Origin of the sequence: Dysgonomonas sp. PF1-14, from assembly GCF_029892965.1 — a bacterium.
Lineage (GTDB): Bacteria > Bacteroidota > Bacteroidia > Bacteroidales > Dysgonomonadaceae > Dysgonomonas.
Window position 1 is genome coordinate 19581 of the sequence record NZ_JARXWN010000013.1, and the last position, 26248, is coordinate 45828.

Here is a 26248-nt window from a genome sequence, read left to right on the forward strand (position 1 = left end):
TGTTTTGCAGATGTGAGAAAATGTTATAAGCTTTTCTGCTGGTATCTATAAGCAATAAGCCCTGAACTGTCGAACAGTTCAGGGCTTATGCTGTAATTGTTTCTCGTATTTTATCCCATATATCCTCTGACGATTCCGCGAGGAGACTCTTTTACGAAGTCTACGATCAGTCTCATCTCAGGTGTTTCTTCAAATTCTTTTTCTATTTTGTTTATAGCATCTGTGAAATTGAATCCTGCCTGATATATGGTGCGGTATATTTCCTGTATTTCGTTGATCTTCTCATTCGCATAACCGCTTCTTCTCAAGCCTACCAGATTTACTCCCGAATAGCAAACAGGCTCGCGCCCGGCAATGATGTATGGAGGTATGTCTTTGCCCAAACGGGTCCCACCCTGTATCATCACATGGGCTCCGATACGGGTAAACTGGTGAACAAGCGTTCCTCCGCTAAGGATAGCATGATGGTCTACTTCTACTTCTCCTGCTAATTGTGTAGCATTGCCAAGTATCACGAAATCGTTAAGCACGCAGTCGTGTGCAACGTGGCTATATGCCATAAGGAGACAGTTGCTGCCGACAGTCGTATGTCCTTTCGAAGCAGTACCTCTGTTTATGGTTACACATTCGCGTATTGTAGTGTTATTTCCTACAATAGCCAGGCTGTCTTCTCCTTTAAATTTCAAATCTTGCGGAATACCACCTATAACTGCACCCGGAAATATGCGGCAGTTTTCTCCAATGCGGGCTCCCTCTCTTACATTAGCTCCCGACATAATATATGTGCCATCACCTATCTCTGTATTTTTGTCTACAAATACGAATGGCTCTATCACTACATTTTTACCGACTTTTGCTTCAGGATGTATATATGCCTGATTTGAAATATTCGACATAGTATATAATTTATTTATTCTTAACTATTTGTGCCGTAAATTCAGCCTCAGAAACAAGTTTGTCTCCAATGAAAGCGTATCCTTTCATGTTGGCAATGCCTCTTCTTATTTCAGACATCATATTCAATCTGAATATCAGAGTGTCTCCGGGTACGGCTTTATTGCGGAATTTTACATTGTCTATTTTCAGGAAATAGGTTGAATATCTTTCGGGTTCCTCTACTTGTGATAAGACAAGCAGGCCGCCGATTTGTGCCATGGCTTCTATTTGCAGTACACCCGGCATCACAGGCTCCTGAGGGAAGTGTCCTTGAAAGAACAATTCGTTTACACTGAGGTTTTTTATACCGACAATGTGTTTCTGTCCTATCTCTATGATTTTATCTACCATCAGGAATGGATATCTGTGTGGCAGAAGTTCTTTAATTTTGTTGATATCGAAAACCGCTTCTTTATTTGGATCGTAGAAAGGAGGTTGCACCTCGCTCATCTTGATCTGCTTCCGTACCAGACGTGCAAGTTTGTTGTTTATCTTATGTCCCGGGCGTGTGGCAATAATGCGCCCTTTGATAGGCTTGCCTATAAGTGCCATGTCTCCGATAATATCCAGAAGTTTGTGGCGCGCAGGCTCGTTCGGATACAGTATCTGTTTGTTGTTGAGGTATCCGAGCTCTGTCGCGTCTTTGTGCGGAACGCCAAGCAGATCGGCCAGACTATCTAGTTCGGGCTGCGATATCTGACGTTCATAGATAACGATCGCATTATCCAGATCGCCTCCTTTTATAAGTCCGGCATCACGCAGCTTCTGTATTTCGCGTACGAAGACAAAAGTCCGACAGTTTGCGATATTTTTTTCAAAATCGGCAAGATGTTCCAGTGTTGCCGATTGATTTGGGATATATTTGGATTCAAATTCTATAAAAGAGTTGATACAAAAACGGTCATCAGGCAGGAGTGTTAATTTTGAGCCTGTTTCTTCATCAGTCACTTCCATTTTGTGGCGCACAATGAAGTAGTCTCTGTCTTCGGCCTGTTCCTGTATGCCTACTTTGTTTATGGCATCTACATATTGTGCAGAGCTTCCGTCCAATATGGGAAATTCAGGAGCATTTACCTCTATGAGGCAATTGTCTACTCTCATTGCATACAAGGCAGCCATACCATGTTCTATGGTACTTACCTGTACATTGTCTTTGATGAGCACTGTTCCCCGTTGAGTATTTCCAACATTTTCAGCTATCGCCTCTATAACAGGTTCACCTTCAAGGTCTATTCTCTTTATTTTGTATCCGAAATTGTCCGGAGCCGGATTAAATGTTATTGTAATTGGTAGTCCTGTATGCAGACCTTTTCCTTGTAGTGTGAAACTGTCTTTTAGCGTATGTTGTTTGCTCATTATAATTTTGAGTATATGGTTCTTATTTGTTTAGGTTTGACTTTAATGTTTCTATTTCTTTTTCCAGTTGTGCCAGTTTGCGGTACATTTCCGGTAATTTGGGAAATACAACGCTCGATCTGAAAAAATCTTTTACCGGTATAGCCGGAGAGCCTAGTATTTTAGAGTCAGGTTTTATATTGCTGATTATGCCGGATTGTGCTCCGATATTGGCATTGTCTCCAATGGTAATGTGTCCGCCCAAACCGACTTGCCCACCCATCATACAATTTTTTCCAACTTTGGTAGATCCTGAGATACCTACTTGTGCCGCCATAACGGTATTCTCCCCCACCTCTACATTGTGAGCTATCTGGATAAGGTTGTCTAGCTTCACTCCTTTGCGGATAATGGTAGCATCCATCACAGCGCGGTCTATCGTTGTATTTGCTCCTATTTCGACATCATCTTCTAAGATAACGATACCTGTCTGTGGTATTTTCTTGTAAACACCATTTTCGGGAGCAAACCCGAATCCGTCACTGCCGATAACGGCTCCGGAGTGAATGATGCAATTGCTACCGATAATACAGCCGGCATAAATAGTTACACCCGGATAAATAATTGTATTCTCCCCGATGGTAACATTGTCGCCAATATATGATTGAGGATATACTTTAGTATTGTTTCCGATCTTAACATTATCGGATATATATGAAAGGGCGCCGATATATGTGTTTTCGCCTATAGTAGCACTTGGCGAAACACAAGACATGGCTTCGATTCCTTTTTTCTGGGGTTTCAACTTCTCTACCATATCCAACAGGATAGCCAGAGCTGCATATGCGTTCTCGCAGCGTATAAGTGTGGCTTTTATCGGCTGTTCGGCCTTAAAGTCGTTATTCACTAATACGATGCTGGCATTAGTCGTATATATATAATGGGTATACTTAGGGTTAGCCAGAAAAGTAAGAGTACCCGGCTTTCCTTCTTCTATTTTAGAAAAGTTGTGCACCACAACAGAAGTATCCCCTTCGATTGTACCGTTTAATACAGTAGCAATTTGCTCTGCGGTGAAGGATATTTGCATAAAAAAATATTCAAAACTAATCAGCGTCTCTTTCAGAGATGCGAAATAAACAATAATTTTCCAAATATATGACTTTTATACCTAAAAAAACAGTTCAGGAAGGTGAAATATTATTTATATTACTCAATTCTTCCATAAAAAGATATGGGTTGACGGGTGTTGTCACGCACCGTCAGAGTGGCATATCCGGTATTACCGATATCTAGTGTGAGTTGTACATTTCTGCGGTCGTCTTTGATGCCTATAGTCGTGTACCACTGTCCTTTACCATTGTCTTTTGTTTCATAACTGAAGTTAGTGCTCACGAATTTTATGCCACCTTCATCAGTCGGGTAAGGAGCTGTATATGCCCTGCCAAAATATGGCAGGTAAGCTGAAATTGTATCTTTAGTTACCTTCAATTCGTAAGACGAGGTAATGTTTATCGCTCTGCCTCCCATTGGATGGGCTGTCTGAGGTACAAATGTGTATCTGGACGATTCTACCTGTTCGGCTATTTTGGCCATAGTTTCCGCTTTGGTTAGGCTGTCTCCTGATTTGCAACTGAAGAAAAATGCAACTATCAGTGTAGCTGTAATTAGTGTTTTCATCATTATGTCCTCCTATGGTTTTAGTTTACAATTCCGGTTCCGTATTTTTTTTCTCCGTATGTGGAGATCGAATTTCTAAGTCCTCTGCTGGTTATATACGATCAATTGGCGTTCTCTTATAGTCCGTTCTATCTGTTAACGCGTTTTTGTGTTAAAACGTATAAATCCCTTGAAATGTTTTGTTTATAAAGATAAAAAAGGTAAAAAACAGATGGCAAGATAAAAAATAATTGAGAAATAGAAGAAGATAACAGTCACTTTTCTTTCAGCCAGAGCAAAGAAATGAGATAGAAGGGCAATTCCCGTAGTGATAGCTATAAAAAGGTCGGTTTGTATATCTACATTGAAAAACAGATAGAATAGCATAGAGAAAATGACTATAAGGCCTAGCATGGAAAGGTATGCACGTATCTTTATCTTATCCTTATGGCGGTTGATGTAGTCGTCGCTCAATATAATGGATAACAGGATAACCGAGAAGCCTAGAATAATCCAGTGCCCGATATTGAATCCCAGAAAAGTGAAATTGCTCAGATCGGATAGCCCTATCGAAACAAAGGGGGCTAGAAACCCTTCCAGATTGCTGGAGAACAGATAAAAAGAAAATGCCGGAAAATAAATTATGAATATAGCCAGAAGCGATACCAGAAAAGACTTAAAATTGAAGCATCGCATTATGCCAAGCGAGATCCAGATGATAGGCATATATGCCAGTAGTACTGGCGAAAAAAGGCTGCCTAGTGCAATCATAAAGCTAACCTTGAAGGTCGGGATCTGCTTTATTTCGCTGTTGTAAGACGCAAATAGGATGAAAATGATAAATAAGAAAAAGATGGAACTGATAAATCCCGGAGATATTACTACGAAGGAGGGGTGACAACTGAATAGTAATATAAGGAAAGCAGAGGGCAACCATGTGCGCCTTCTGATGAAAACATGTTGGGTATTGATGTTTTCTGCTAATAATGCCAGTCCTGCTGTGAATACACTGTTTGCCAAAAGTGATACCAACGGATTGCTGAACAATAATGACAGTGGTTTCCACAGGTATCCGTTCGATACGACTTCTACCGAGAGATCGAAGTTCAGATAGTAGATCACCCGCATTAATATTGCAAAAGCAATAGAATAGAAAAGTATAGCTTTTCCTTCTGCAATATATTTCTTATATGATTTTGGTATTGCTGCCATTTATTTCAGATCGAATCCGATATCCTTTCTATAATACTTTTTATCAAATGATACCTTTTCCGCATTTCTGAAAGATGTAGCAAGGGCTTCATCCTTAGTCTGTCCGTAAGAACTCACCGCAATGACGCGTCCGCCGTTTGTCAGCACTTTGCCATCCGCCAGTTTTGTGCCGGCATGGAAAAGTATGCTGTCCGTAACCGATTCCAGCCCTAATATTTCTTTGTTTTTCTCATAATCGCCCGGATAGCCGCCCGAAACAAGCATGACGGTTACGGCGTATCTTTCGTCTATTTCCAAAGACTTACTACCGAGTGTGTTTGTAGCGACACCTTCGAGTAATGAGACAAAGTCGGATTTGATACGCAGCATTACAGCTTCCGTTTCGGGATCACCCATGCGCACATTGTATTCGATGACCATAGGTTCGCCGTTTACCTCTATCAGTCCGAGAAAGATGAATCCTTTATATACTATATTGTCTTTTTTCAGCCCTTCTACAGTAGGGATTACAATACGATCTTCGACTTTTTTCATAAAAGTCTGGTCTGCAAATGAGACAGGCGATACTGCGCCCATGCCACCGGTATTCAGCCCGGTATCACCTTCGCCTATGCGCTTGTAATCTTTGGTTACGGGAAGTATTTTATAAGAGTCGCCGTCAGTCAGTACAAATACAGAACATTCTATTCCTGAAAGAAATTCTTCTATAACGACTGTTTTGCTGGCATCGCCAAACATTCCGCCGAGCATTTCTTTCAGCTCTTTTTTAGCTTCGCTCAGACTATTGAGTATAAGCACTCCTTTTCCGGCAGCCAGCCCATCGGCTTTCAGCACATAGGGTGCTTTCAGTTCTTCCAAAAAATCGTAAGCTTCAGCTAACTGATCCAGTGTAAAGCTTTTGTAGCGAGCAGTAGGGATATTGTGACGCATCATAAATTGCTTGCCAAAGTCTTTACTGCCTTCCAGTTTAGCCCCTTCCTGCGATGGGCCTATAACAGGTATGTTTTTTATTTCCGGATCATTTATAAAATAATCGTAAATACCTCTTACCAATGGTTCTTCGGGACCTACCACCACTATGCCAATATTGTTTTCTGTCACAAATCGCTTTATGGCAGGAAAATCAGTACCGGATATTTCTACATTCTTGGCTATCTGATGTGTTCCCGCATTTCCCGGTGCTACATACAGGTTTTCTACATTCCGGCTTTGTTTTATTTTCCAGGCGAGTGCATTCTCGCGGCCTCCGCTACCTAACAGTAAGATGTTCATAAACTTGTATTTTTTTCTTTGAGGGACAAAGATACATGATTATTTTTCTTATACGGAAACCATTGCTTGTATTTTCCAGTGCAGATGTATGAAAATGGAAAAGGTTTATCAATAGAATATCAATGTGGCAATTCGGTAATGTGTCGATATGCCAATGAAAGCGGTCTTTGAAAATGTGAACAGGCAAAAAAGTAATGAAAGAGCAAAACAGTGTAAATCCATTACTTTTGTTACATTTTAGTTAAAATCTGTGCCGGCAGAGGATGAGGAAGGTGAAAAGTAATGAAAGATCAAAACAATACAAATCCGTTACTTTCGTTACATTTTAGTTAAAATTTAATTCATGTCTGCAAGTGCCGGATTTCACTTTATTGACTTTGCTTGCAGAATAATAGCAATTCTTGTTGTAATTTTGTGCTGAAAAAAGAAAAGGTTGATGAGCGAAATAAATGGGATATTCGATCGTGCAGAACGCCTGCTGGGCGAAGAGGCGATGGTGCATATCGGTAAGGTGCGTATTATATTGTTCGGAGTGGGAGGTGTAGGCAGTTGGTGTGCCGAAGGGCTTATCCGTATGGGGGTAAGGCAACTAACCATTGTAGATGCCGATCGTGTATGCGAGACGAATATTAACCGCCAGTTGATGGCTACGACCAAGACAATCGGCGAGCTGAAAGTAGAAGCACTCAAATCCAGATTATTGGATATAAACCCCGAAGCAGATATAACCGCTATAGCCGGAGTGTATAATGAAGATACGTCAGCGTCCTTTCAGCTCGATACTTACGATTATATCATTGATGCCATCGACAGCCTCAAATATAAAGTACACCTTATTCGTACTGCCGCGCGCACGAAGGCGAAGCTATATTCGTCTATGGGTGCTGCCCTCAAGATGGATCCTACACGTATAAAGGTTGCTGAGTTCTGGAAGGTAAAGGGTTGCCCGCTGGCAGCTGCACTTCGCCGCAAGATGAAAGAAGGAGAAAGGCCTGCAAAGAAGTTCCTGTGTGTATATAGTGATGAATTGTTGGAAAACAAGGGATCGGTATATGAAACGGACGAATCGAAAAAGTCGGCTCTGCTGAAAGAAGAAAACCCAAGTAAGAAAGCTCAGATAAACGGAACGCTGGTGCATATAACGGCAATTTTCGGGTTCACACTAGCCGGATTGGTGGTGCAGGATATTTGTAAAGAATAGAACCAGAACGTTATGCCATTTACCTTTTCACATCCTATAGCTGTACTACCTTTAGCTTATCTGCCTAAGAGGTGGGTTTCGCTGACCGGACTGATTATAGGCAGTGTTATACCCGATTTTGAATATTTTCTCAGGATGCGGATGCAGAGCGATTATAGTCACACTCTGGGAGGTGTATTCTGGCTCGATTTACCATTGGCTGTCGTTTTGGCTTTTACCTTTCATAATATTGTGAGGGATGCACTATTTGATAATCTTCCCGGTTTTCTGCAAACACGTTTTGCCGGTTACAAGCAATTCGATTGGAACAGCTATTTTAAAAAGAACTGGATTGTCGTAGTTATATCGGTGCTGATCGGTATTTTCTCTCATTTGCTATGGGATAGCTTTACACACGAGACAGGTTGGTTTGTGGAAAGATACGGATGGTTCGGGGAGATAGTGGGCATAGGCGGATTGCAATTACCTGTATTTAAGATATTACAGTATTCCAGTACGGTATTGGGCGGATTGGCGCTTTTGCTGGTAGTCTGGAAGATGCCTGCCGGTAATATTCCCACTGTTAAGGTGAATATCCGTTATTGGATAGTATTTGTTGCTATTGTGGCTCTTATTCTTCTTGTCAGACTGCTGACCGGACTTAATTATAAACTTTACGGGCATGTTATTGTTAATTTTATATCGGCATTACTGATGGCATTAATATTAACACCTTTATTAATAAAAAAATGCAAAGTCTGAAAACCCGCTTTATTTTCACATCTTTGTATTAACAAATTACAACAAACAGCATTATTATGGATGAATTAGATTTAAACTACGGTATATCGAAAGGACAGAAAATTACGAACCTTATATTCTCTCTTTATTTTGCCATATTCGGCTTGTATATCCTTATTACACAAACAGCGATTAGCAATTATGGCCTTTTGTTTTTTGCAGGGGCTATCTGTTTTGTTTTTGCGGCCATCATGATGCTGTTGAATACATTATGGCTTCCTGCCTCAATACTGAAAATAAATAAGGAAGTGGTAGAAGCGCATCTGCCAAAACAGAAGACAATCACTATAGAGTGGGTGAGTGTCAGCAGTGTAAATATCGGTCCCGGTTATCTGGTATTCTTGGTCAATGGTGGGCAAAAACAACGCAAGATAGAATTGGCGGAACTGAAATATAGCGATGTGATGACGGTAAAGAGTAAAGTGATAGAGCTTTGTGAGCATAAAAATATTTCTTATCACAACGATTGATATAAGAGGTACTTTAAGGCTTTAGCCCGAACGATATCGGCTAAAGTCATTCTGTGAAAATTGAAGCTTCTGCTTGTCTGTCTGATTTAGTGTTGCCAGTGCTGAAAGCTGTCATAGAGCAGCTTTTTTGTTTACAGGAAAAAATGTAGCTTTGTATCATTGTTAATTCATGAATCATGTAACCTCAAAAATAACGAACACGTGAAGACGGAAAACGAAGAAAAGGTGAGCGGGCTGCCGGAAAATGCCTTCAGAGAATTGAAACCGGGAGAAGAATATAATCCCATCATGTCTCCCAATAAACAGTATAAAGAAGTAACCCCATGGTCTGTAATATGGGGATTGGTTATGGCGGTGCTGTTCAGTGCTGCTGCTGCCTATCTGGGATTGAAGGTAGGACAGGTATTCGAAGCGGCTATTCCCATAGCCATTATTGCAGTAGGACTGTCGAGTGCCACGAAGCGAAAAAATGCGCTTGGCGAGAACGTTATAATCCAATCTATTGGTGCCAGTAGTGGGGTAATCGTTGCAGGGGCTATCTTTACGCTTCCTGCACTGTATATATTACAGGCGAAATACGGAGACCAGATTTCAGTACAGTTTTTTCAGGTATTCCTGAGCTCCTTGTTGGGAGGGATACTCGGTATCTTGTTCCTGATCCCATTCCGTAAATATTTTGTATCCGACATGCACGGAAAATATCCGTTTCCTGAGGCTACAGCCACTACTCAGGTATTGGTTTCCGGCGAAAAAGGAGGCGATCAGGCTAAGCCGTTGATCTTTGCCGGTCTTATCGGAGGATTATACGATTTTGTGATAGCTACATTCGGTGCATGGTCGGAAGTATTCACTTCGCGTGTAATACCGTTTGGTGAAACGCTTGCCAATAAGGCGAAAGTGCTGTTCAGTGTAAATGTGGGAGCAGCAGTTCTCGGACTTGGTTATATAGTCGGATTAAAGTATGCGGCTATTATCTGTGCCGGTTCGGCTCTGGTATGGTTTGTACTGGTGCCTCTGTTCCCGTTCTTGGGAGATACTTTGTTGCAGCAGATCAATCCTGCTCCTTATATCGATGGTGGCGATTTGGTTGGAGGCATAGCTGCGGCTTCGCCAGAGGTTATTTTTGCTACAATGGCACGCCATATCGGTATCGGCGGTATTGCAATGGCCGGTATTCTGGGTATCATCAAATCGTGGCCGATCATTAAAAGTGCAGTTGGCCTTGCGGCAAAAGAAATGAAAGGTGGTAAAAAAGAAAACACCGACGCAGTAAAACGTACACAGCGCGATATATCTATGAAGATAATATCTATCGGTGTTATTCTGGCTATATTGGCTACTTTTATATTCTTCTATCTGGGTATAATGCACAACCTGTTTTATGCTATTGTGGCTATACTGGTTGTAGGTATCATTACCTTCCTCTTTACGACCGTAGCCGCAAATGCTATTGCGATTGTAGGAACGAATCCGGTTTCGGGTATGACGCTGATGACATTGATTCTGGCTTCCGTTATCATGGTAGCAGTCGGGTTGAATGGTACAGGAGGCATGGTTGCTGCCCTTATTATGGGAGGTGTCGTATGTACGGCGTTGTCTATGGCGGGCGGATTCATTACCGACCTAAAAATCGGTTATTGGTTGGGAACTACTCCGGCTAAACAACAAACTTGGAAATTCTTAGGAACTCTTGTCTCGGCAGCAACTGTCGGGGGAGTGATGATTATATTGAACGAGACGTATGGTTTCACAGGGGAAGGTGCGCTGGTAGCGCCGCAGGCAAATGCGATGGCTGCTGTTATCGACCCGCTGATGTCCGGTACGGGTGCTCCTTGGATATTGTACGGAATAGGTGCAGCGATTGCTTTGATCCTTAACTTCATGAAAGTGCCGTCTCTGGCATTCGCTCTGGGTATGTTTATCCCGCTTCACCTGAATGTGCCGTTGCTGATAGGTGGCGCCGTAAATTGGTATGTAGGCAGCCGCAGTAAAGACACAGAACTGAATAATGCACGTGTGGAAAAAGGAACATTGATCGCATCAGGGTTTATTGCCGGTGGTGCATTGATGGGGGTTGTAAGTGCCATCATTAAGTTTGCCGGAGTCGATCTGGTAAATAAGGAATGGCTCGAAAGCAACATGTCTCAGATATTGGCTTTGTTTATGTATGCTGCTATTATCGTTTATTTCGGATATGCGGCAATGAAGCAAAGAAAGATTAAATAGGATAACAATCAGAATATGACAAGGCGGGTATCTTTCGGGATATCCGCTTTCTGTATAAATAAAACGGAGTTGCTCTATAACTTACAGCAACTCCGTTTTCAGAACAATCTATACCAATTTACCAATGAATATGTATTATTTAAAAGAATCAATTATCAGAAGTAGCGTACATGCCTATAGCTACACCTGTAAACCCTCCTGCACTTTGTGTGCTGAGGTTTTTAGCATCGGCTTCGGTTGTTATGCCGATCCATGAAGCTCCATTGTCGAAGGATGCACTGAAACTATACTTGTCATTTTCGCCTCTCACTTTCAGCCATACCGGAGTCTTCTCATATTGAGCCGGAATAATATAATTGCCGATATTTTCTATTGTGCCTCCATCATTCCGCTTTACCATGAGAGCCATTGTATTATTGATATTTGTCTTTCCAAAGACGAAATTATATCGTTCGTTCTGATAACAAACCAGTCCGGCCAGTCCTTTCTCGTTATCAGGGTTAAAGACAAGCTCTGTTACAGTTTCAAAAATGAGATTCTGCTGACGGTAACCGATAAATGCAGGATTCGTCCTTTGGTTGATATTGCGGGAAATGGCATCTATTACCACTGCTCCGTCTTTTATATCCCACCATTTGCCTTGTGGCGTGCGAATGAAAGTCCACTTATAGTCCAGCGTATTCTTCTCGAAATCGTCACACCATACAAAGTTTCCTGTTAGTGTATTTTGAATTGGAGACAGACCTTCTTTTTCTACAATGGATGGTACAGTCTTACCATGCTCCAGAATAATCGGAAATCCGTCTTTCCACGTTACCGGCAGCAGAAATGTTTCCCGTCCTGTATTATAATAGTTTCCTATATACGGGCGGCAACCAAGAAATACGGCATACCAGTCTCCTTGGGATGTTTCTATCAGGTCAGCATGTCCCACACTGGTTATTGCATGCGGACGATCTTGGGGTAAGTTGCGTTGTGTAAGGATCGGATTGCCTGCGTATGGCGTATAAGGGCCTTTCACATTATCCGATATAAGTATTACCTCTGAGTGGTTTACGCTTGTTCCCCCTTCGGCAGCCATCAGGTAATATTTGCCATTTATTTTATATATATGCGGACCTTCTATCCATACAGGTTTTGTGCTGCGGTCTACTCCTACGTCAAGTATTACTTTTCGTTCACCAAAAGTCTGGTCGGTATTTACATCATAGTTGTGTATCCATACAGCCCTGTGTCCGTCCCATTCCGGTTCGCCTTCCGGAGCATCATTGTGAACAATGTATGCCTTCCCATCCTCATCGAAGAATAATGAAGGATCTATACCTCCGACTTTAGGCAATATTATAGGTTCAGACCAATTGCCTTCATGCGGGTCTTTTGTTTTCACCACGAAGTTGCCTATGCCATCTACATTGGTAGTGATGAGGTAGAAAGTATCATTGTATTTATTGTATTCTATTGCAGGTGCATATATTCCGCCGCTCAGCCTTAGTCCGTCAGGTAAATTCAATTGAGAGGGACGATTCAGCACAAACCCTATTTGTTCCCAATTTACGAGGTCTTTGCTGTGAAGAATGGGTATTCCCGGATAATATGCGAATGTGGAATGCACCATATAATAGTCATCACCCTTGCGGCAAATACTCGGGTCGGGGTAGAATCCACTGACAATAGGGTTGAAGTATTCTTTGCTGTGGTCTATTTCTTGTTCGAAGACTTTATCCATTCCCCGATATTCGAAATAATTGAAATAAGCCTTTTTCTCATTTCCCGATTCAGTTTGCGCTGCCATATCCGTAAATAATAGGAATAAAGAAAGTAGCACAAAGAATTTGCCTGTATTCTGCATGGTATTTCACTTTTAAGAATTATGTGGCAAATATATGCCTATTGAACTCCTAAAAGAAGAATATTTGTTTCACATACTTTTCTGTATGTAACATCTCGTGTAAAAAGCCGCTAAATTGCTTATTTTTCTTTGGACGGATCGGGTAAATGTGCTGCAACATACTCTTTGGGAGACATGCCATAAAATTCGCGGAATGAGTTGGAAAAATGCGACAGATTTGAGAATCCTGTGGCGTATGCTACTTCCGATATAGTAAGTTTTTTGCCCGAAAGAAGAATCGCAGCCTGTTTGAGGCGAATACCCTTGATGAAGTCGCGTGCCGACTGGCTTGTGAGTTCTTTTAGCTTCCGGTGCATATGTACCCGGCTCATGCCTACATTGGCTGCAAGCATTTCCACGCTCAGATCGGGATTCGAAAGATTCTCACTGATTATCTTCATAATACGCTCCATCAGTATTTCATCCGAAGATTTCAACTCTATTTTTTGTATTTTCTCTTCGGATTGTTGCTGTTTGCCAAATTTATTTATGAGGCGTTCTCTGTTTTCTATCAGATTGGCAATCGTACTTTTCAGCAGTTCGGTGTTGAATGGTTTCGATATATAGGCGTCTGCACCTATGTCCAGCCCTTCTATCTTGTTTTCGGGAGTAGATTTGGCTGTAAGCAGTATGATAGGTATATGATTTATATTGATGTTTTGTTTTACTTTTCGGGAAAGGGTTATTCCGTCCATTTCAGGCATCATCACATCGCTGATAATAAGGTCGGGATTATCTGTTAATGCCAGTTCGAGAGCTTTCTTCCCATTCTCGGTAACTGTAATTCTATATTCAGACGACAATTCGTCTTTTATATATTCCCTGATTTCGTCCTCGTCTTCTACTACCAGTATCTTATATTTTGTGCGGGGTTTTATTTTCTTCTCTTTGTTTTCATCTTCTTTCCTGTTCAGCAATTCAACAGGAATAGACGGAATGGATATAGTGTCCGTTGTCATGTACTCTTCTCCGTTTTCCAGCTCCTGAGCATTCAGATGGTCACTGCCTAAAGGTATGCGGACAATAAAGCGTGTCCCCTGTGTATCTTCTCTGTTTTCGGCTGAAATAGTTCCATGATGCAGCTCGACCAATGACTTAGCAAGGTGGAGTCCTATCCCTGTGCCAAAATTGGAATTGGTGAAGTCGTTACTGATCTGATAGAACCGTTCGAATATCTGGTCTATTCTATCTTTATCTATCCCGATACCGTTGTCGGAAATGACTATTTCGAAATATTTCTTCAATGGACCTCTTGCGCTTTCATCTTGTCCGGTAGACAGGTTTATGGTAATGTGCCCGTTGTCAGGCGTGTATTTGAAGGCATTAGACAGTATGTTCAGTAAAACTTTATCAAAATTATTCAGGTCTATCCACACATTCAGTTTATCGGTCTCGTGTATGAAGTTGAAACTAATATTCTTGCGTTGGGCAAGATATTCGAAAGTCATCATCAGGTCTTCGATAAAGCCTACAAGGTCTGTTTCGCGGGCATGAAGCCTCATTTGCCCTTTGTCCAGCTTTCGTATGTCCATCAGCTGATTGATAAGGCGAAGTATGCGCTGGGCATTGCGGTATATCATTACATAGGTCTTCTGCAACTTCTGATCTTTGTTTTCCGATATCAGCTTCTCCAGCGGATTTATGATCAGTGTCATCGGAGTCCGTATTTCGTGCGAAATATTAATGAAGAATTGTAATTTAGCTTCATTGATCTGTTCCTTGTGTCGCCGTATCATAGCCCTTTGGCGGCGGCGTAAGCGGGCATAAATATAATTTGCAATAGCTAACATGAAGAAAATACTTAGTATTGCATAAACAACGTAAGCCCATATCGACTGATACCATGGAGGAGATATAATGATTTTTACAGTTCTGATATCCGAATAGCTATCGTGATCTTTAGCCCGAAGCTTAAAGGTATAAGTTCCCGGATTCAGGTTCGTGTACGTGACATGATTTGTTCCCTGATAAGAGTTCGTCCAGTCATGGTTAATTTCTTCTATCATATACTGATAGACTATCCGTTCGGGATTAGAGAACTCCAAAGCCGAGAATTCGATACTGAATGTATTGTCGGTATATGCGAGTTTGAATACATCAGCATCTAATACCGATGTAGTGATAATGTCGTCTCCACCCGATTTGTCGCCTGACCTGACAGCATGGTTGAACAGGAAAAAGTTGGTAATAAGGACTTTCAGTTCTTTTTTTACTTCGGTTATATCTTTCGGATAGAAACTGGTAATGCCGTATATGCCACCAAAGTATATTTTACCATTGGCGTCTTTAAACCGTGCTCCGCGTGTAAATTCATTTCCTTGCAGTCCGTCTCCCGCATAGTAGTTTATAAAGCGGTTTTCGGAAATGATGAATTTACTGATTCCAAAATAGGTACTTATCCATATATTATTGCTTTCATTGTCTTCACATATACCGCAAATCACATTGTTGGGTAAACCGTCATTGGTCGTATAGCTTTTTATCGACTGATCCTGTTTATTGAATACATGCAGGCCATTAGATGTTCCGATCCATATTTTCCCTGTCGTATCTTCAAATAAGGTGTAAGCTACGGTTATCGGTAAAATTGTGTTAGTCCTCAGGTAATTAATAAAGGTGTTTTTCTGCGGATTGTAGCAACTGACACCTTTATAGTGAGCAATCCATATCAGTCCGTCTTTATCGAAAAGAATATCGTTGATCCAGTCATTGCTTAGCTCATCTATAGAAAAATCGTCATTCTCGCTCTTACGCGATTCGTAATGTATCATCTTTCTGCTTGTCAGGTTCAGCCTGAAAAGTCCTGAACCATATGTGCCGATCAGCAGGTTTTTTTCATTGTCTTCACTGATGCAATATATCTTCTCATTTCTCAGTTCGGGAATGTATTCACAGCTTCCTGTTCTGCGATTCAGTTTTGCCAGCCCTTTTGTATATGAGCCTATCCACAGATCATTGTTCGAATCTTCATATATACTTAGTATTGTATTCGATACTGATGTTGGTGACGACGATTGCGTATGATGGAATATCCTCTCGCCTTTCTCATTGATGCCATATATGCCGTCGTTGTCTGTCCCTATCCATGTAATGCCTTCTCTGTCTTTGTGGATAGACATGATAGTGCTCGATCCTATCGGGTTGTTCTTTAGTGACTTGAAACCCATGTAGCCGAACCGTTTTTCGGCTCCCGGAATGAATATTATTCCTTTCTGGAATATTCCCAGCCAGAAGTTATTATCCTTATCTTGCAAGATGGAGTGTACTTTCCCTTTTGTAAAATCGAAGGGTGCAGAGTTGATGACATAATCTTCTATTACATGCTTTTCTCTGTTGTATATTTTTAGTCCTGCTCCGTCTGTCCCTATATACAAGAGATCTTCCTTGCTTAGCGAAAGGTCTTTTATTGGCAGTTGAATATTATCTTTGTAGGCAATCCGTTCAAATGTGTTTGTCGCAGCAATGTATCTGTTGAGCCCTCCGGTAAGTGTCCCAACAAAAATATTACCTTCCCTGTCTTCTGTAATGGAAGATATATTGTTGCTGCTTATGCCCGATGTGGCTGTAAAGGATTTCATCCTCCCGGTAGACGGAGTGAAAAGGTTCAACCCGTTGTTCTCCGAACCGATCCATATATTTCCTTTCGAGTCCTGAAATATAAGACTCAGGTAATTACTGTTCAGTGTATTCGACAACTGGGGAGCTATGTGAAATTCATCATCAACTTTTTTTGCAAAGAAAACCCCTTGTCCCGATGTGGCAACCCATATATCACCACTATTCTGAGCTTCTATGATACATGTGACATGTGGGGTTATCAGTTTCCCCTCCTTATACATCTTTATTGTACGGAAAGAGTTTGTAGGCCAGTCGTATTTCATCAATCCGTTCATGCATCCCACCCAGAAGTTATTGCTACTGTCCTCAAATACAGTTCTTACATAGTTATTCTTTAGTGAAGTGGAATCTTCGGGAATATGTTTGTAGATGGTAAACTTCATACCATCAAATTTATTCAGCCCGTTTTCTGTTGCAATCCATATAAAACCTTTTTTATCCTGATACACCTGGTTTATCAGACTATTGGACAGGTCTTCGTCCGGAGAATAAAATTTTCCGATCTGAGCCGATAAATATGAGTTTATGATGAAAAAAAAGAGGCATCCTAAAGTTAACGCCTTTGCGTTTCCATTCTTTGCTATCATAGGTATTAAGATGTTTTAGACGGAAGTGTACTGCAAATATAGGAAAATAATGGGAGATAGCATTGTTTTAACCGTTGATGTTACATAGAGAAAAGAAAATGTAACAATGGAAAAAGCCATGTTACGTCCTGAAAAACATGTGATACATTAAGGGAGGAACTTGAAAATTTAAATTTATAAGTTTGTAATACACAAAATGTGCTGTATAAGCAATATAGGATTCACAACCTACAATCTAAACATTTAAAATATATGAAAACCTGAAAAAATTCCCCAACAAACACACAACGTTAATCTGTAAAAAAAAAATAATCTTTTTTAATAATAGTAAATTAATCTTAATCATGAGAAATGCAAGATTATTGAAGTCTTTTAGGCTTTTATTTTTATTCTTTCTAATACCTACTCTCGCATTTTCACAGAACATATCCATACAGGGTGTGGTGAAAGATGTGACAGGTGAGGGGCTTCCGGGCGTAGCCGTATCGGAAGTCGGAACTTCGAATGGTACACTGACCGATATCGACGGTAATTTTTCGTTGAGGGTTGCTCCTAACGGAAAAATCAAAGTGTCATTTATCAGTTATAAAACACAGGAAATAGATGTGGCAGGAAAAACATCGTTTAATATCATTCTGGAAGAAGATACAAAACTACTCGATGAAGTAGTCGTTGTCGGATACGGACAGATGAAAAGAAGTGACCTGACCGGATCGGTCGTTTCCGTGACAAGCGATGCAGTCAGCAAGAGTGTTCCTACATCTATCGATCAGGTGTTGCAAGGACGTGCTGCCGGAGTGCAGGTGCAACAAAACTCGGGGATGCCGGGCGGTAGTTCATCCATTCGTATTCGTGGGGTCAACTCACTGAATGCTTCCAATGAACCTATCTATGTAATAGATGGTGTTGTAATAGACGGTAATACAGGATCGGGAACCGATAACGCCCTGTCATCTATCAATCCGTCCGATATTGTGTCGATGGATATATTGAAAGATGCGTCGGCTACAGCTATTTACGGATCGCGCGGAGCCAACGGGGTTATCATTATCACAACTAAGCGCGGAACCAAAGGTGATGCAACCATAAGTTACAACGGATATGTAGGTTGGCAGCAAATGCCTAAGAAACTGGACTTGATGAATCTTCGGCAATATGCCGAACATAAGAACGAAAGGTCTGCAATGGGAATAGTAGAATGGGACGACAACTTTGTTCGCCCCGACCTGTTGGGTAAAGGTACTGACTGGCAAGATGAATTATTTTCAAATGCCTTTATGACAAGTCATAACCTGTCGGTAACAGGAGGTAATGAAAAAAGTTCGTATGCCCTTTCGGCCGGATACCTCGATCAGGAGGGTATAGCTGTAGGATCGGGATTCAAGCGTTTGAATCTGAGCGGTAGTTTTGATTCTCAGGTGAAAAAATACCTGAAAATGGGTATCAACTTTGCATTCAGCAACTCTGATCAGGAAATAACTGTATCTGATCAATCACTGATCAAAATCGCAATGAAACAAACACCGAATGTGGCAGTAAGAAATGCAGAAGGTAATTTTGACGGACCCGATACAGATGAATATGTACAAAATAACCCTATCGGATTGGCTATGATAAAAGAGAATAGCAACGAGAAGATGGGTATAAGGGCTAATACTTATGCAGAGGCTACTATCATAGAGGGGCTGACTTATAAAACAGAACTTTCATTCGATTACGGTGTAACCAATACATATAGATTCGACCCATCTTACCAGTTCGGTGCAATAACTAATGAGGTAAGAGAAGGTACGCAAACCAAATCGTACAATAAATTCTGGACATGGAGGAATATTGCTACATATAACCGCACCTTCGGAATACATAATGTTAATGCTATGTTAGGCCAGGAAATGCAAAAGTCATCATGGGAATACCTGTCAGGTTATCGTAGCGGTTATCTTACTAATAATGCTACCGATCTGGATGCAGGGGATGCCACAACAGCCAAAAATAACGGAAGCAGTGGAGCCAGTTCCCTTCTTTCTTATTTCGGACGTGTGTTTTATTCTTTCGATAATAAATATTTACTGACAGCAACTCTTCGTCGCGATGGATCATCCAAATTCCATCCGGATAACCGTTGGGGATGGTTTCCTTCAGCTGCGCTTGCGTGGAGAGTTACCGGAGAAGAATTCCTGAAAGATCATAATGTAATTGACAACCTGAAACTTCGTTTCGGATGGGGTGCTGTAGGTAACCAAAATGTATCAAACTATGCCTATATGGCCACCTATTCATCTGTAGCCACAAATTGGGGTACAGGACTATTGGCAAGTAACACGCCTAATCCCGATCTTAAATGGGAAACTACATACTCCAGCAATCTGGGGCTCGACTTGAATCTGTTTAACAACCGGATAGAATTTATTGCCGATGTTTATTATAAAAAAACAAAGAATCTTTTATTGATATTGCCTTTACCTTCTTATGTGGGCACATCGGGGCAGGGGTCTGCTACTCCGCCTTGGGCTAATATCGGCTCTCTTGAAAACAAAGGCCTTGAATTAACATTGAATACGGTAAATATAGATAAGAGAGATTTCCAGTGGCGATCCAATCTGGTATTCTCTATGAACCGGAATAAAGTACGTTCACTAGATACTTCAACAAGTATAATAAACACAACGATTCAGGAAGGTTCGGAAACAACGGTTGTAACCCGTACGGCTGTAGGAGAACCTATCGGTCAATTCTACGGATACAAAGTTATCGGACGATTCGAAAAAGCTACCGACTTTTATTACAAAGATGCCGATGGCAATATAAAGGCTACAGCCCTGCCTAAAGGTATGGAGATTGGAGAAAACGGTATGTGGATTGGAGACTATATATTCGAGGATGTAAACAAAGACGGAATTATTGACGAAGAAGACCGTACGTATATAGGAAATCCTGAACCTAAATTCACATTCGGTATCGGGAATACATTTACATACAAAGGCTTTGATCTGACTATCTTCTTGTCGGGGTCTTACGGAAACGATGTAGTGAACTATCAGAGACGATTCCTTGAAAACCCACGTGAAAACACCAACCTGCTCGTAGAAGCACGCGATTATGCACATCTGTCGCTGATAGACCCTAACGGACCTAACGACTACCGTAATGTGTATATATCCAGTGGTGCGGCAGATATGCCACGTATAGCAGCTTCTTCGGGAGCATCGACATCTAACTACCGCTTTAGTGATAAGTTTGTTGAAGACGGGTCTTTCCTGAGAATACAAAATATATCGCTTGGTTACAATTTACCTCGCAAAGTGATAAGCAAAATGGGACTTCAGAATCTGAAAGTGTATATGAACCTTCAAAATGTACATACATTTACCAAATATTCGGGATACGATCCTGAAGTAGGTTCATCAAATCAGAGTGTAGGTTTAACCGGTATCGACAATGCACGATATCCGTCACCGCGAATCTATACATTCGGTATGAACGTTACATTTTAAATAAAAGACAACATGAAAACAAAGAAATTAATATACACATTAGCTGTCTCATGCTCTCTGTTATTGACAGGCTGTAGTGATTTTCTCGATATTACACCTAACGACCGTATTACAGGAGATAACTTTTATCAGTCGGAGAGTGATTTTCAGGCAGCAACAGCACCACTATACAATAAAGTGTGGTTCGACTTCAATGATAAGTTCTATTATGGATTGGGTGACGGTCGTGCCGGAAACCTCTATGCTCCATATTCCGATTATATCTATCCGTTTACCGACCTTACCGAAACAGGGCTTACCGGTCCGCTGGTATCGGCATGGCAGTCTTATTACAATGTCGTACAACAGGCGAATAGGGTGATCATCGGTATTAGTGGCAGTGCTTTAGATGAATCGGTAAAACGTCCATACATAGGAGAGGCCCGTTTCATGCGCGGTATGGCATATTGGTATCTGACCTCATTATGGGGAAATGTTATCTTAAATGAGAATCCGGATGAGCTGGTTGCTAATCCTATTGTGAATACAACTACACAGGAAGATGTCTATGAGTTCGTTATGCGTGACTTTGAATATGCGGCTAAATATCTTCCTGCAACAGCTTCTCAAAAAGGCAGATTGACAAAATATGCTGCTTATGGCATGTTGTCACGTGTCTATCTTGCATATTCCGGATTAAGCAATAATCCTAACAGTGGGACACGTAATACTCAGTACCTCGAATATGCAAAGAAAGCAGCTGAAGTTGTTATCGAAAGTAAGGTTTACAGCCTGATGGCCAATTACGCCGATATATTTACCATAGAAAATAATAACAATCAGGAGTCGATGTTTGCACTTCAATGGGTGCCTAACGGCGACTATGGTGTAACCAATACCCAGCAAGCTTATTTTGCCTGTGATTCTGAAATCACCGGAGATGATGCGGCTTGGGGATACTGGACAAGAGCAAGCTATGATGTACTGAAGGAATATGAAAAAACTGATCTTCGCCGCAAAGCTACATGGATGGGATACGGGGATTTATATCCTGAAATAAATAAAGCTAATGGTGGTTATCTGTATGAAAAAACCGAACAGGCATGTAATGTCAAAAAAGGAGTTGTAGGTTCTACTAAAGATAATGCTTCTATTTCGCGTATGAATTCAGCTCTGAATACAAATATGTTGCGTCTGGCAGAAGTCTACCTGAATTACGCAGAAGCAGTATTGGGCAATGGTGCCAGTACTACCGATGCAACAGCACTGGAATATTTTAACGCCTTGCGCACTCGCGCCGGAGTTTCTCCGAAGACAAGTATCAGCTATGAAGATTTACGTCACGAACGCCGTGTGGAATTCTGTATCGAAGGTCTTTATTGGTACGATCTGGTAGCCCGTGCATACTACAAACAACAGGAAGTGATCAATTACATTATTTCTCAGGATCGTGGGACAATCACACCATTTCTGTACGATGCAGCTACTAATACTGCAAGTATAGACGATAGCCGGGATCCTACCACTCGTGCAATAGGAAGTATTGATGCCAGTATTTTTCTGTTGCCTTACCCTGAGTCTGAAGTTGTACAAAATCCTCTACTGAAAGAAGCACCGGTTTCTTACGAATTTACAGAAGAGAGAATTACCGATTTATTCTAAAAATTAAATTTATACGACAATGAAAAATATACGTTCTATAAAGAATTTTTGGGCAATGAACTTTCTCTTAGGTTTGCTGATTATCGCAGTCGGGTTTACTTCCTGTAGCGATGATGACGATAGCAACGGAAGTGCGCCTATTACAATAAGTAAAGTGTTTCTGGAAGATGCGGATTCGTCCGTTCCCGACAGAGAGGTCAGTTTTGCCCGCTTAGGCCAGCTGATTCGTATCGAAGGTTCGGGTTTCAGCGGATTACGTAAAGTATATATTAACGGATATTCTACCTACTTCAATCCGGTATTAGTCTCTGACAATTCAATGATACTCAGAATTTCGTCTGAGACACCGACTACAGATGCAGACGCTGAGCTGAGAAATACGATCCGTTTTGTAAAAGATGCGGCTGAAACAACTTATGATTTTGAGATCAGAGCAGCCGCTCCGAGCATTACAAGTATCTCCAATACACTACCTGCCGAAGGTGAATATATCATGCTTTCCGGCTCGGGGCTTACCGAAATAGAGAGAATTGTATTTCCGGGTGGTGTTGTTGTCACAAGTGACATTACATCCGATGAAGACGGTGAATTCTGTATAGTGAAAATGCCTGTGGGTGTATCTGAAGAGGGCGGTTCCATTATGGTTGAAGGTTCTAACGGTGGAGCATACTCTCCGGCATACTTCAATTTCAAAAAAGGAGTCATTCTTGATTTCGATGGAAACGGAACTCAGGGACATTGGGGGGCAGCAACTAATGCGGGGATGATTACTCCGGACGATCTGCTTTCAGCTGCTATAGGTGAAGGAAGTGTGTCGAAAGGAAATTATGTGCCACATCGTCCTGCAAGAATAGATACTATCTATGCAGCTAAAAACCGTAACACAGAGGTGTGGACTGCCGGTAATGGTGTAGACAACTGGCGCGGACAGTTGACTCCGTATATTCCTGCCAGTACAGCTGTTGATAAAGTAGGATTTCAGTTCGATATTTATGTGCCGGACGCATGGTCGGGAACAGGCTTTTTGAAACTTTGCTTGATAAACAATTTCAATGGAGGAGAATGGACGGGCGCAACTTACAACTATGTGCCATGGATCGTAGACGGGAAAGTTGTACCTTTCCAGACAACAGGATGGACTACAGTTACTATTCCTTTCAGCAAGTTCTATAAATTCTCGGATGGTACTTTCACATTCGAAGATGTACTTGCCGAACGCGAGAATGCCAGCTATGCTAACTTCGGAATGTATTTCGAGAACTCAAATATTGTATTGAGCAATGTTACCGGAAACAGTGGAGATAGCGAGACAGAACTCGTATCTTCTAAAACTACTATAAGAGTATATACTGATAACTGGCGTGTTGTTTCTCTTGAGAAGCCAACATACAGCGATTTTGAAGATTAATGAATTTTTTTATGAAAAAGATTATGAAATACAAATATATAATACCGATTATCGCATTGGCAGGAATGAGTCTGATAGCATGCGATGATACCAAGATGGAGTGGTATAAAGACCCTTCACATGGAGATGTGACCGAATCTGAGTTGCCTCTACAATTAGCTGAGAAAATTTCCCGTTACGCTCCTTTGAAAGATTATGCTACCGATTTTATATTAGGTGTCGGCATGGGAGCCGATTTATATCTTAGCGATGAGACTTACAGAAATATAGTTGAACAGAATTTCGTTGAAGTAACCACTGGAAATGCAATGAAACATCGCTGGATGGTAAAATCGGACGGAACATTGGACTTCACTAATATCGATAATTTGATACCTCGTCTGCAAGCCGCAGGTTTGGGATTATACGGGCACACACTGGTTTGGCATTCCAACCAGAATGCAAGTTATCTGAATGGATTGATTGCACCGGTTGTAATACCTGCTCCTGCCGGTAGTAACCTGCTGGATCTTACAGGATTGAAAGACAAAAGTTTGGCGAGTGGATGGAATCCGCAGAATAAGGGAGCAGGTATTTCCGTTGTCGATGGTAAAGGTTTGTCCTCTACGTCTCAGGCTGTGGAGATGATTGCAAGTTCAAGTTCGTCTCAGGCGTATAATTTACAATTGATATCACCGGATATAGCAGCAGTTTCAGGACATACTTATGAAATATCATTCTATATTCGTTCCGACCAACCCGGAAAAGGGCGAGTATCTTTCAGTGGACTTGAAAATAATTATCCATATAAGGATTGGTATAATACAGGAGGATCGTGGACTGAATCTTTCGAAACGACAAGTGAGTGGAAGCAGGTACTATTTACCGTAAATGACTTTAGTGCTGCAACCTTTAAGATGCAGTTCGATTTTGGATACCTACCGGATGTGACTTACTATATAGATGTAGATAATATCTGGGTGAGAGACCTGGATGCAGAACCTACTGTTGTCAATCTGCTTACAAATGGTACATTCGATAGTAATATAGAAGGATGGAGCCGCTATAACGGTGCTGCCGATTGTATGTCACAGGCTACTGGTACAGAAGCCTATCAGGGAGGCGGTTCTTTGAAAATTCAGAATGCTGCAGATGGAAATGAATGGGATACTCAAATCCATGCTGATTTTACAACGGCATGGGAGCTAAATAAAAAATATAAAGTTTCATTTATGATACGTTCCGATGCTGTGGGTAGTATGCGATGCTCAACTACAGGGACGGCACGTTATCAGGGTACTGTTACTACCGGTGCAACATGGACTGAAGTTGTGTGGGAAGTTACAGGAAATGGTGGAGAGACGGGATTGAATCTCGATATGGGTAAAGTTGCCGGAACTTATTACATCGATAATGTCGTAGTAGAAGAAGTAGCTGCTACAAAGAATGCTATTGCTCGTGCCAGTGCAACCATCGTAGAAAAAACAGACGAAGAAAAAGCCGAAATTATCGGAGCTGCTATGGAAAGCTGGATTTCGGAAATGGTAGGTCATTGCAAAACGATAGTAAAAGGATGGGACGTTGTAAATGAGCCAATGGATGACGGTAAACCTTCATCAATAAAAACAGGTGTTGGTAAGACCGATATAGCCAGCGATGAGTTCTATTGGCAGGATTATCTGGGTAAAGATTATGCAGTAACAGCATTTAAGCTTGCCCGTAAGTACGGAAATCCGGATGATAAGCTGTTTATTAACGATTATAATCTTGAATATAACCTTGCTAAGTGCGATGGACTGATCGCTTATGTTAATTATATCGAAGGCAAGGGTGCTGTGGTAGATGGTATAGGTACACAGATGCATATTGCTATCGATACTAATAAAGATAATATTGCGCAGATGTTCCAGAAATTAGGAGCAACAGGCAAGTTGATAAAAGTGACGGAATTGGATATCAAGTTGAATACTTCGTCTCCGACTGCCGAACAACTTGCAGCACAAGCCGAGATGTATCAATATGTAATAGATATGTTCAAAAAACATGTTCCACCGGCTCAACAGTATGCAATAACTCTCTGGGGTGTTTCGGATAATCCTAAAGAACATGAGTATTGGATTCCGGACGATGGACCGAATGTATGGGATGCTAACTATCAGCGCAAACATGCTTATAAGGGTGTTGCCGACGGATTGGCCGGAAAAGACGTAAGTGAAGACTTCACCGGAGAACTACAATAATATTTATTGAAATTAAAAGCCGGTTTTTCTTTTGAACCCGGCTTTTATTTATTACTTATTTTATCCTTTTTTAGGTGCTATTTCAGATTCCTTACATTCAAGTAAGACTGTTTTTCATTGCCCAACTATATGATTAAAATACAGGATAAATACCTGTCTGATATGAAAGACCATGAGAATTGAAGCTATTTAAGTATAAATGTAACACAGGAGATAGTCTTTGTTACATATCCGGAGGCAGATGTTACATGTCCGGTACAAAATGAAACATTTATAGGTGGCTCTTGCAAATACCATTTGTA

At 41.2% G+C, this 26248-nt stretch carries 16 protein-coding genes; 8 read left to right on the forward strand and 8 right to left on the reverse strand.

Annotated elements, in window-relative coordinates; all coding sequences use genetic code 11:
• Positions 1 to 110 precede the first annotated feature (110 nt).
• The 6 genes from lpxA to purD form a co-directional block, all read right to left on the reverse strand.
• Entirely contained in the window at positions 111 to 896 is a 786-nt protein-coding gene (gene lpxA / locus M2448_RS14750) for an acyl-ACP--UDP-N-acetylglucosamine O-acyltransferase (RefSeq protein WP_280647171.1), read from the reverse strand.
• A gap of 10 nt (positions 897 to 906) precedes the next feature.
• Positions 907 to 2292: a bifunctional UDP-3-O-[3-hydroxymyristoyl] N-acetylglucosamine deacetylase/3-hydroxyacyl-ACP dehydratase gene (locus M2448_RS14755; protein WP_280647170.1), complete on the reverse strand. Its 1386-nt coding sequence runs from the start codon at positions 2290 to 2292 to the stop codon at positions 907 to 909.
• 22 nt (positions 2293 to 2314) lie between these two features.
• Positions 2315 to 3355 (reverse strand): UDP-3-O-(3-hydroxymyristoyl)glucosamine N-acyltransferase, encoded by a 1041-nt coding sequence (lpxD, locus tag M2448_RS14760; protein ID WP_280647189.1) that lies wholly within the window; start codon positions 3353 to 3355, stop codon positions 2315 to 2317.
• Between the two features lie 125 nt (positions 3356 to 3480).
• Positions 3481 to 3954 (reverse strand): DUF4251 domain-containing protein, encoded by a 474-nt coding sequence (locus M2448_RS14765; RefSeq protein WP_280647169.1) that lies wholly within the window; start codon positions 3952 to 3954, stop codon positions 3481 to 3483.
• 180 nt (positions 3955 to 4134) lie between these two features.
• A complete protein-coding gene (locus tag M2448_RS14770; RefSeq protein ID WP_280647168.1) occupies positions 4135 to 5142 on the reverse strand; it encodes a hypothetical protein in 1008 nt (335 codons plus the stop codon).
• A complete protein-coding gene (gene purD, locus M2448_RS14775; RefSeq protein ID WP_280647167.1) occupies positions 5143 to 6414 on the reverse strand; it encodes a phosphoribosylamine--glycine ligase in 1272 nt (423 codons plus the stop codon).
• Between the two features lie 436 nt (positions 6415 to 6850).
• Between purD and M2448_RS14780 the strand changes: the two genes are divergently transcribed.
• From M2448_RS14780 to M2448_RS14795, 4 genes are all read left to right on the forward strand, one after another.
• Positions 6851 to 7615: a tRNA threonylcarbamoyladenosine dehydratase gene (locus tag M2448_RS14780; protein ID WP_280647166.1), complete on the forward strand. Its 765-nt coding sequence runs from the start codon at positions 6851 to 6853 to the stop codon at positions 7613 to 7615.
• A gap of 12 nt (positions 7616 to 7627) precedes the next feature.
• A complete protein-coding gene (locus M2448_RS14785) occupies positions 7628 to 8356 on the forward strand; it encodes a DUF4184 family protein (RefSeq protein WP_280647165.1) in 729 nt (242 codons plus the stop codon).
• Between the two features lie 56 nt (positions 8357 to 8412).
• Positions 8413 to 8865: a hypothetical protein gene (locus M2448_RS14790; protein ID WP_280647164.1), complete on the forward strand. Its 453-nt coding sequence runs from the start codon at positions 8413 to 8415 to the stop codon at positions 8863 to 8865.
• Between the two features lie 201 nt (positions 8866 to 9066).
• Positions 9067 to 11091, forward strand: coding sequence for an oligopeptide transporter, OPT family (locus M2448_RS14795; RefSeq protein ID WP_280647163.1), 2025 nt, complete (start codon positions 9067 to 9069; stop codon positions 11089 to 11091).
• Between the two features lie 148 nt (positions 11092 to 11239).
• Here M2448_RS14795 and M2448_RS14800 read toward each other — a convergent pair whose 3' ends face one another.
• Together M2448_RS14800 and M2448_RS14805 are read right to left on the reverse strand one after the other, a co-directional pair.
• Positions 11240 to 12940: a glycoside hydrolase family 43 protein gene (locus M2448_RS14800; protein WP_280647162.1), complete on the reverse strand. Its 1701-nt coding sequence runs from the start codon at positions 12938 to 12940 to the stop codon at positions 11240 to 11242.
• Positions 12941 to 13059: 119 nt separating this feature from the next.
• A complete protein-coding gene (locus tag M2448_RS14805; protein WP_280647161.1) occupies positions 13060 to 17184 on the reverse strand; it encodes a two-component regulator propeller domain-containing protein in 4125 nt (1374 codons plus the stop codon).
• Between the two features lie 344 nt (positions 17185 to 17528).
• On the opposite strand from M2448_RS14805, the gene M2448_RS14810 reads away from it, so the two are divergent.
• The 4 genes from M2448_RS14810 to M2448_RS14825 are packed head-to-tail and all read left to right on the forward strand — an operon-like array spanning position 17529 to position 25946.
• Positions 17529 to 20678 (forward strand): TonB-dependent receptor, encoded by a 3150-nt coding sequence (locus tag M2448_RS14810; protein ID WP_280647160.1) that lies wholly within the window; start codon positions 17529 to 17531, stop codon positions 20676 to 20678.
• Between the two features lie 12 nt (positions 20679 to 20690).
• Entirely contained in the window at positions 20691 to 22319 is a 1629-nt protein-coding gene (locus tag M2448_RS14815) for a RagB/SusD family nutrient uptake outer membrane protein (RefSeq protein WP_280647159.1), read from the forward strand.
• Between the two features lie 19 nt (positions 22320 to 22338).
• Positions 22339 to 23727 (forward strand): glycan-binding surface protein, encoded by a 1389-nt coding sequence (locus M2448_RS14820; RefSeq protein ID WP_280647158.1) that lies wholly within the window; start codon positions 22339 to 22341, stop codon positions 23725 to 23727.
• Positions 23728 to 23738: 11 nt separating this feature from the next.
• The gene (locus M2448_RS14825) at positions 23739 to 25946 is read left to right on the forward strand and encodes an endo-1,4-beta-xylanase (protein ID WP_280647157.1); all 2208 of its coding nucleotides are present in this window, start codon (positions 23739 to 23741) and stop codon (positions 25944 to 25946) included.
• The last annotated feature ends 302 nt before the right edge of the window (positions 25947 to 26248 follow it).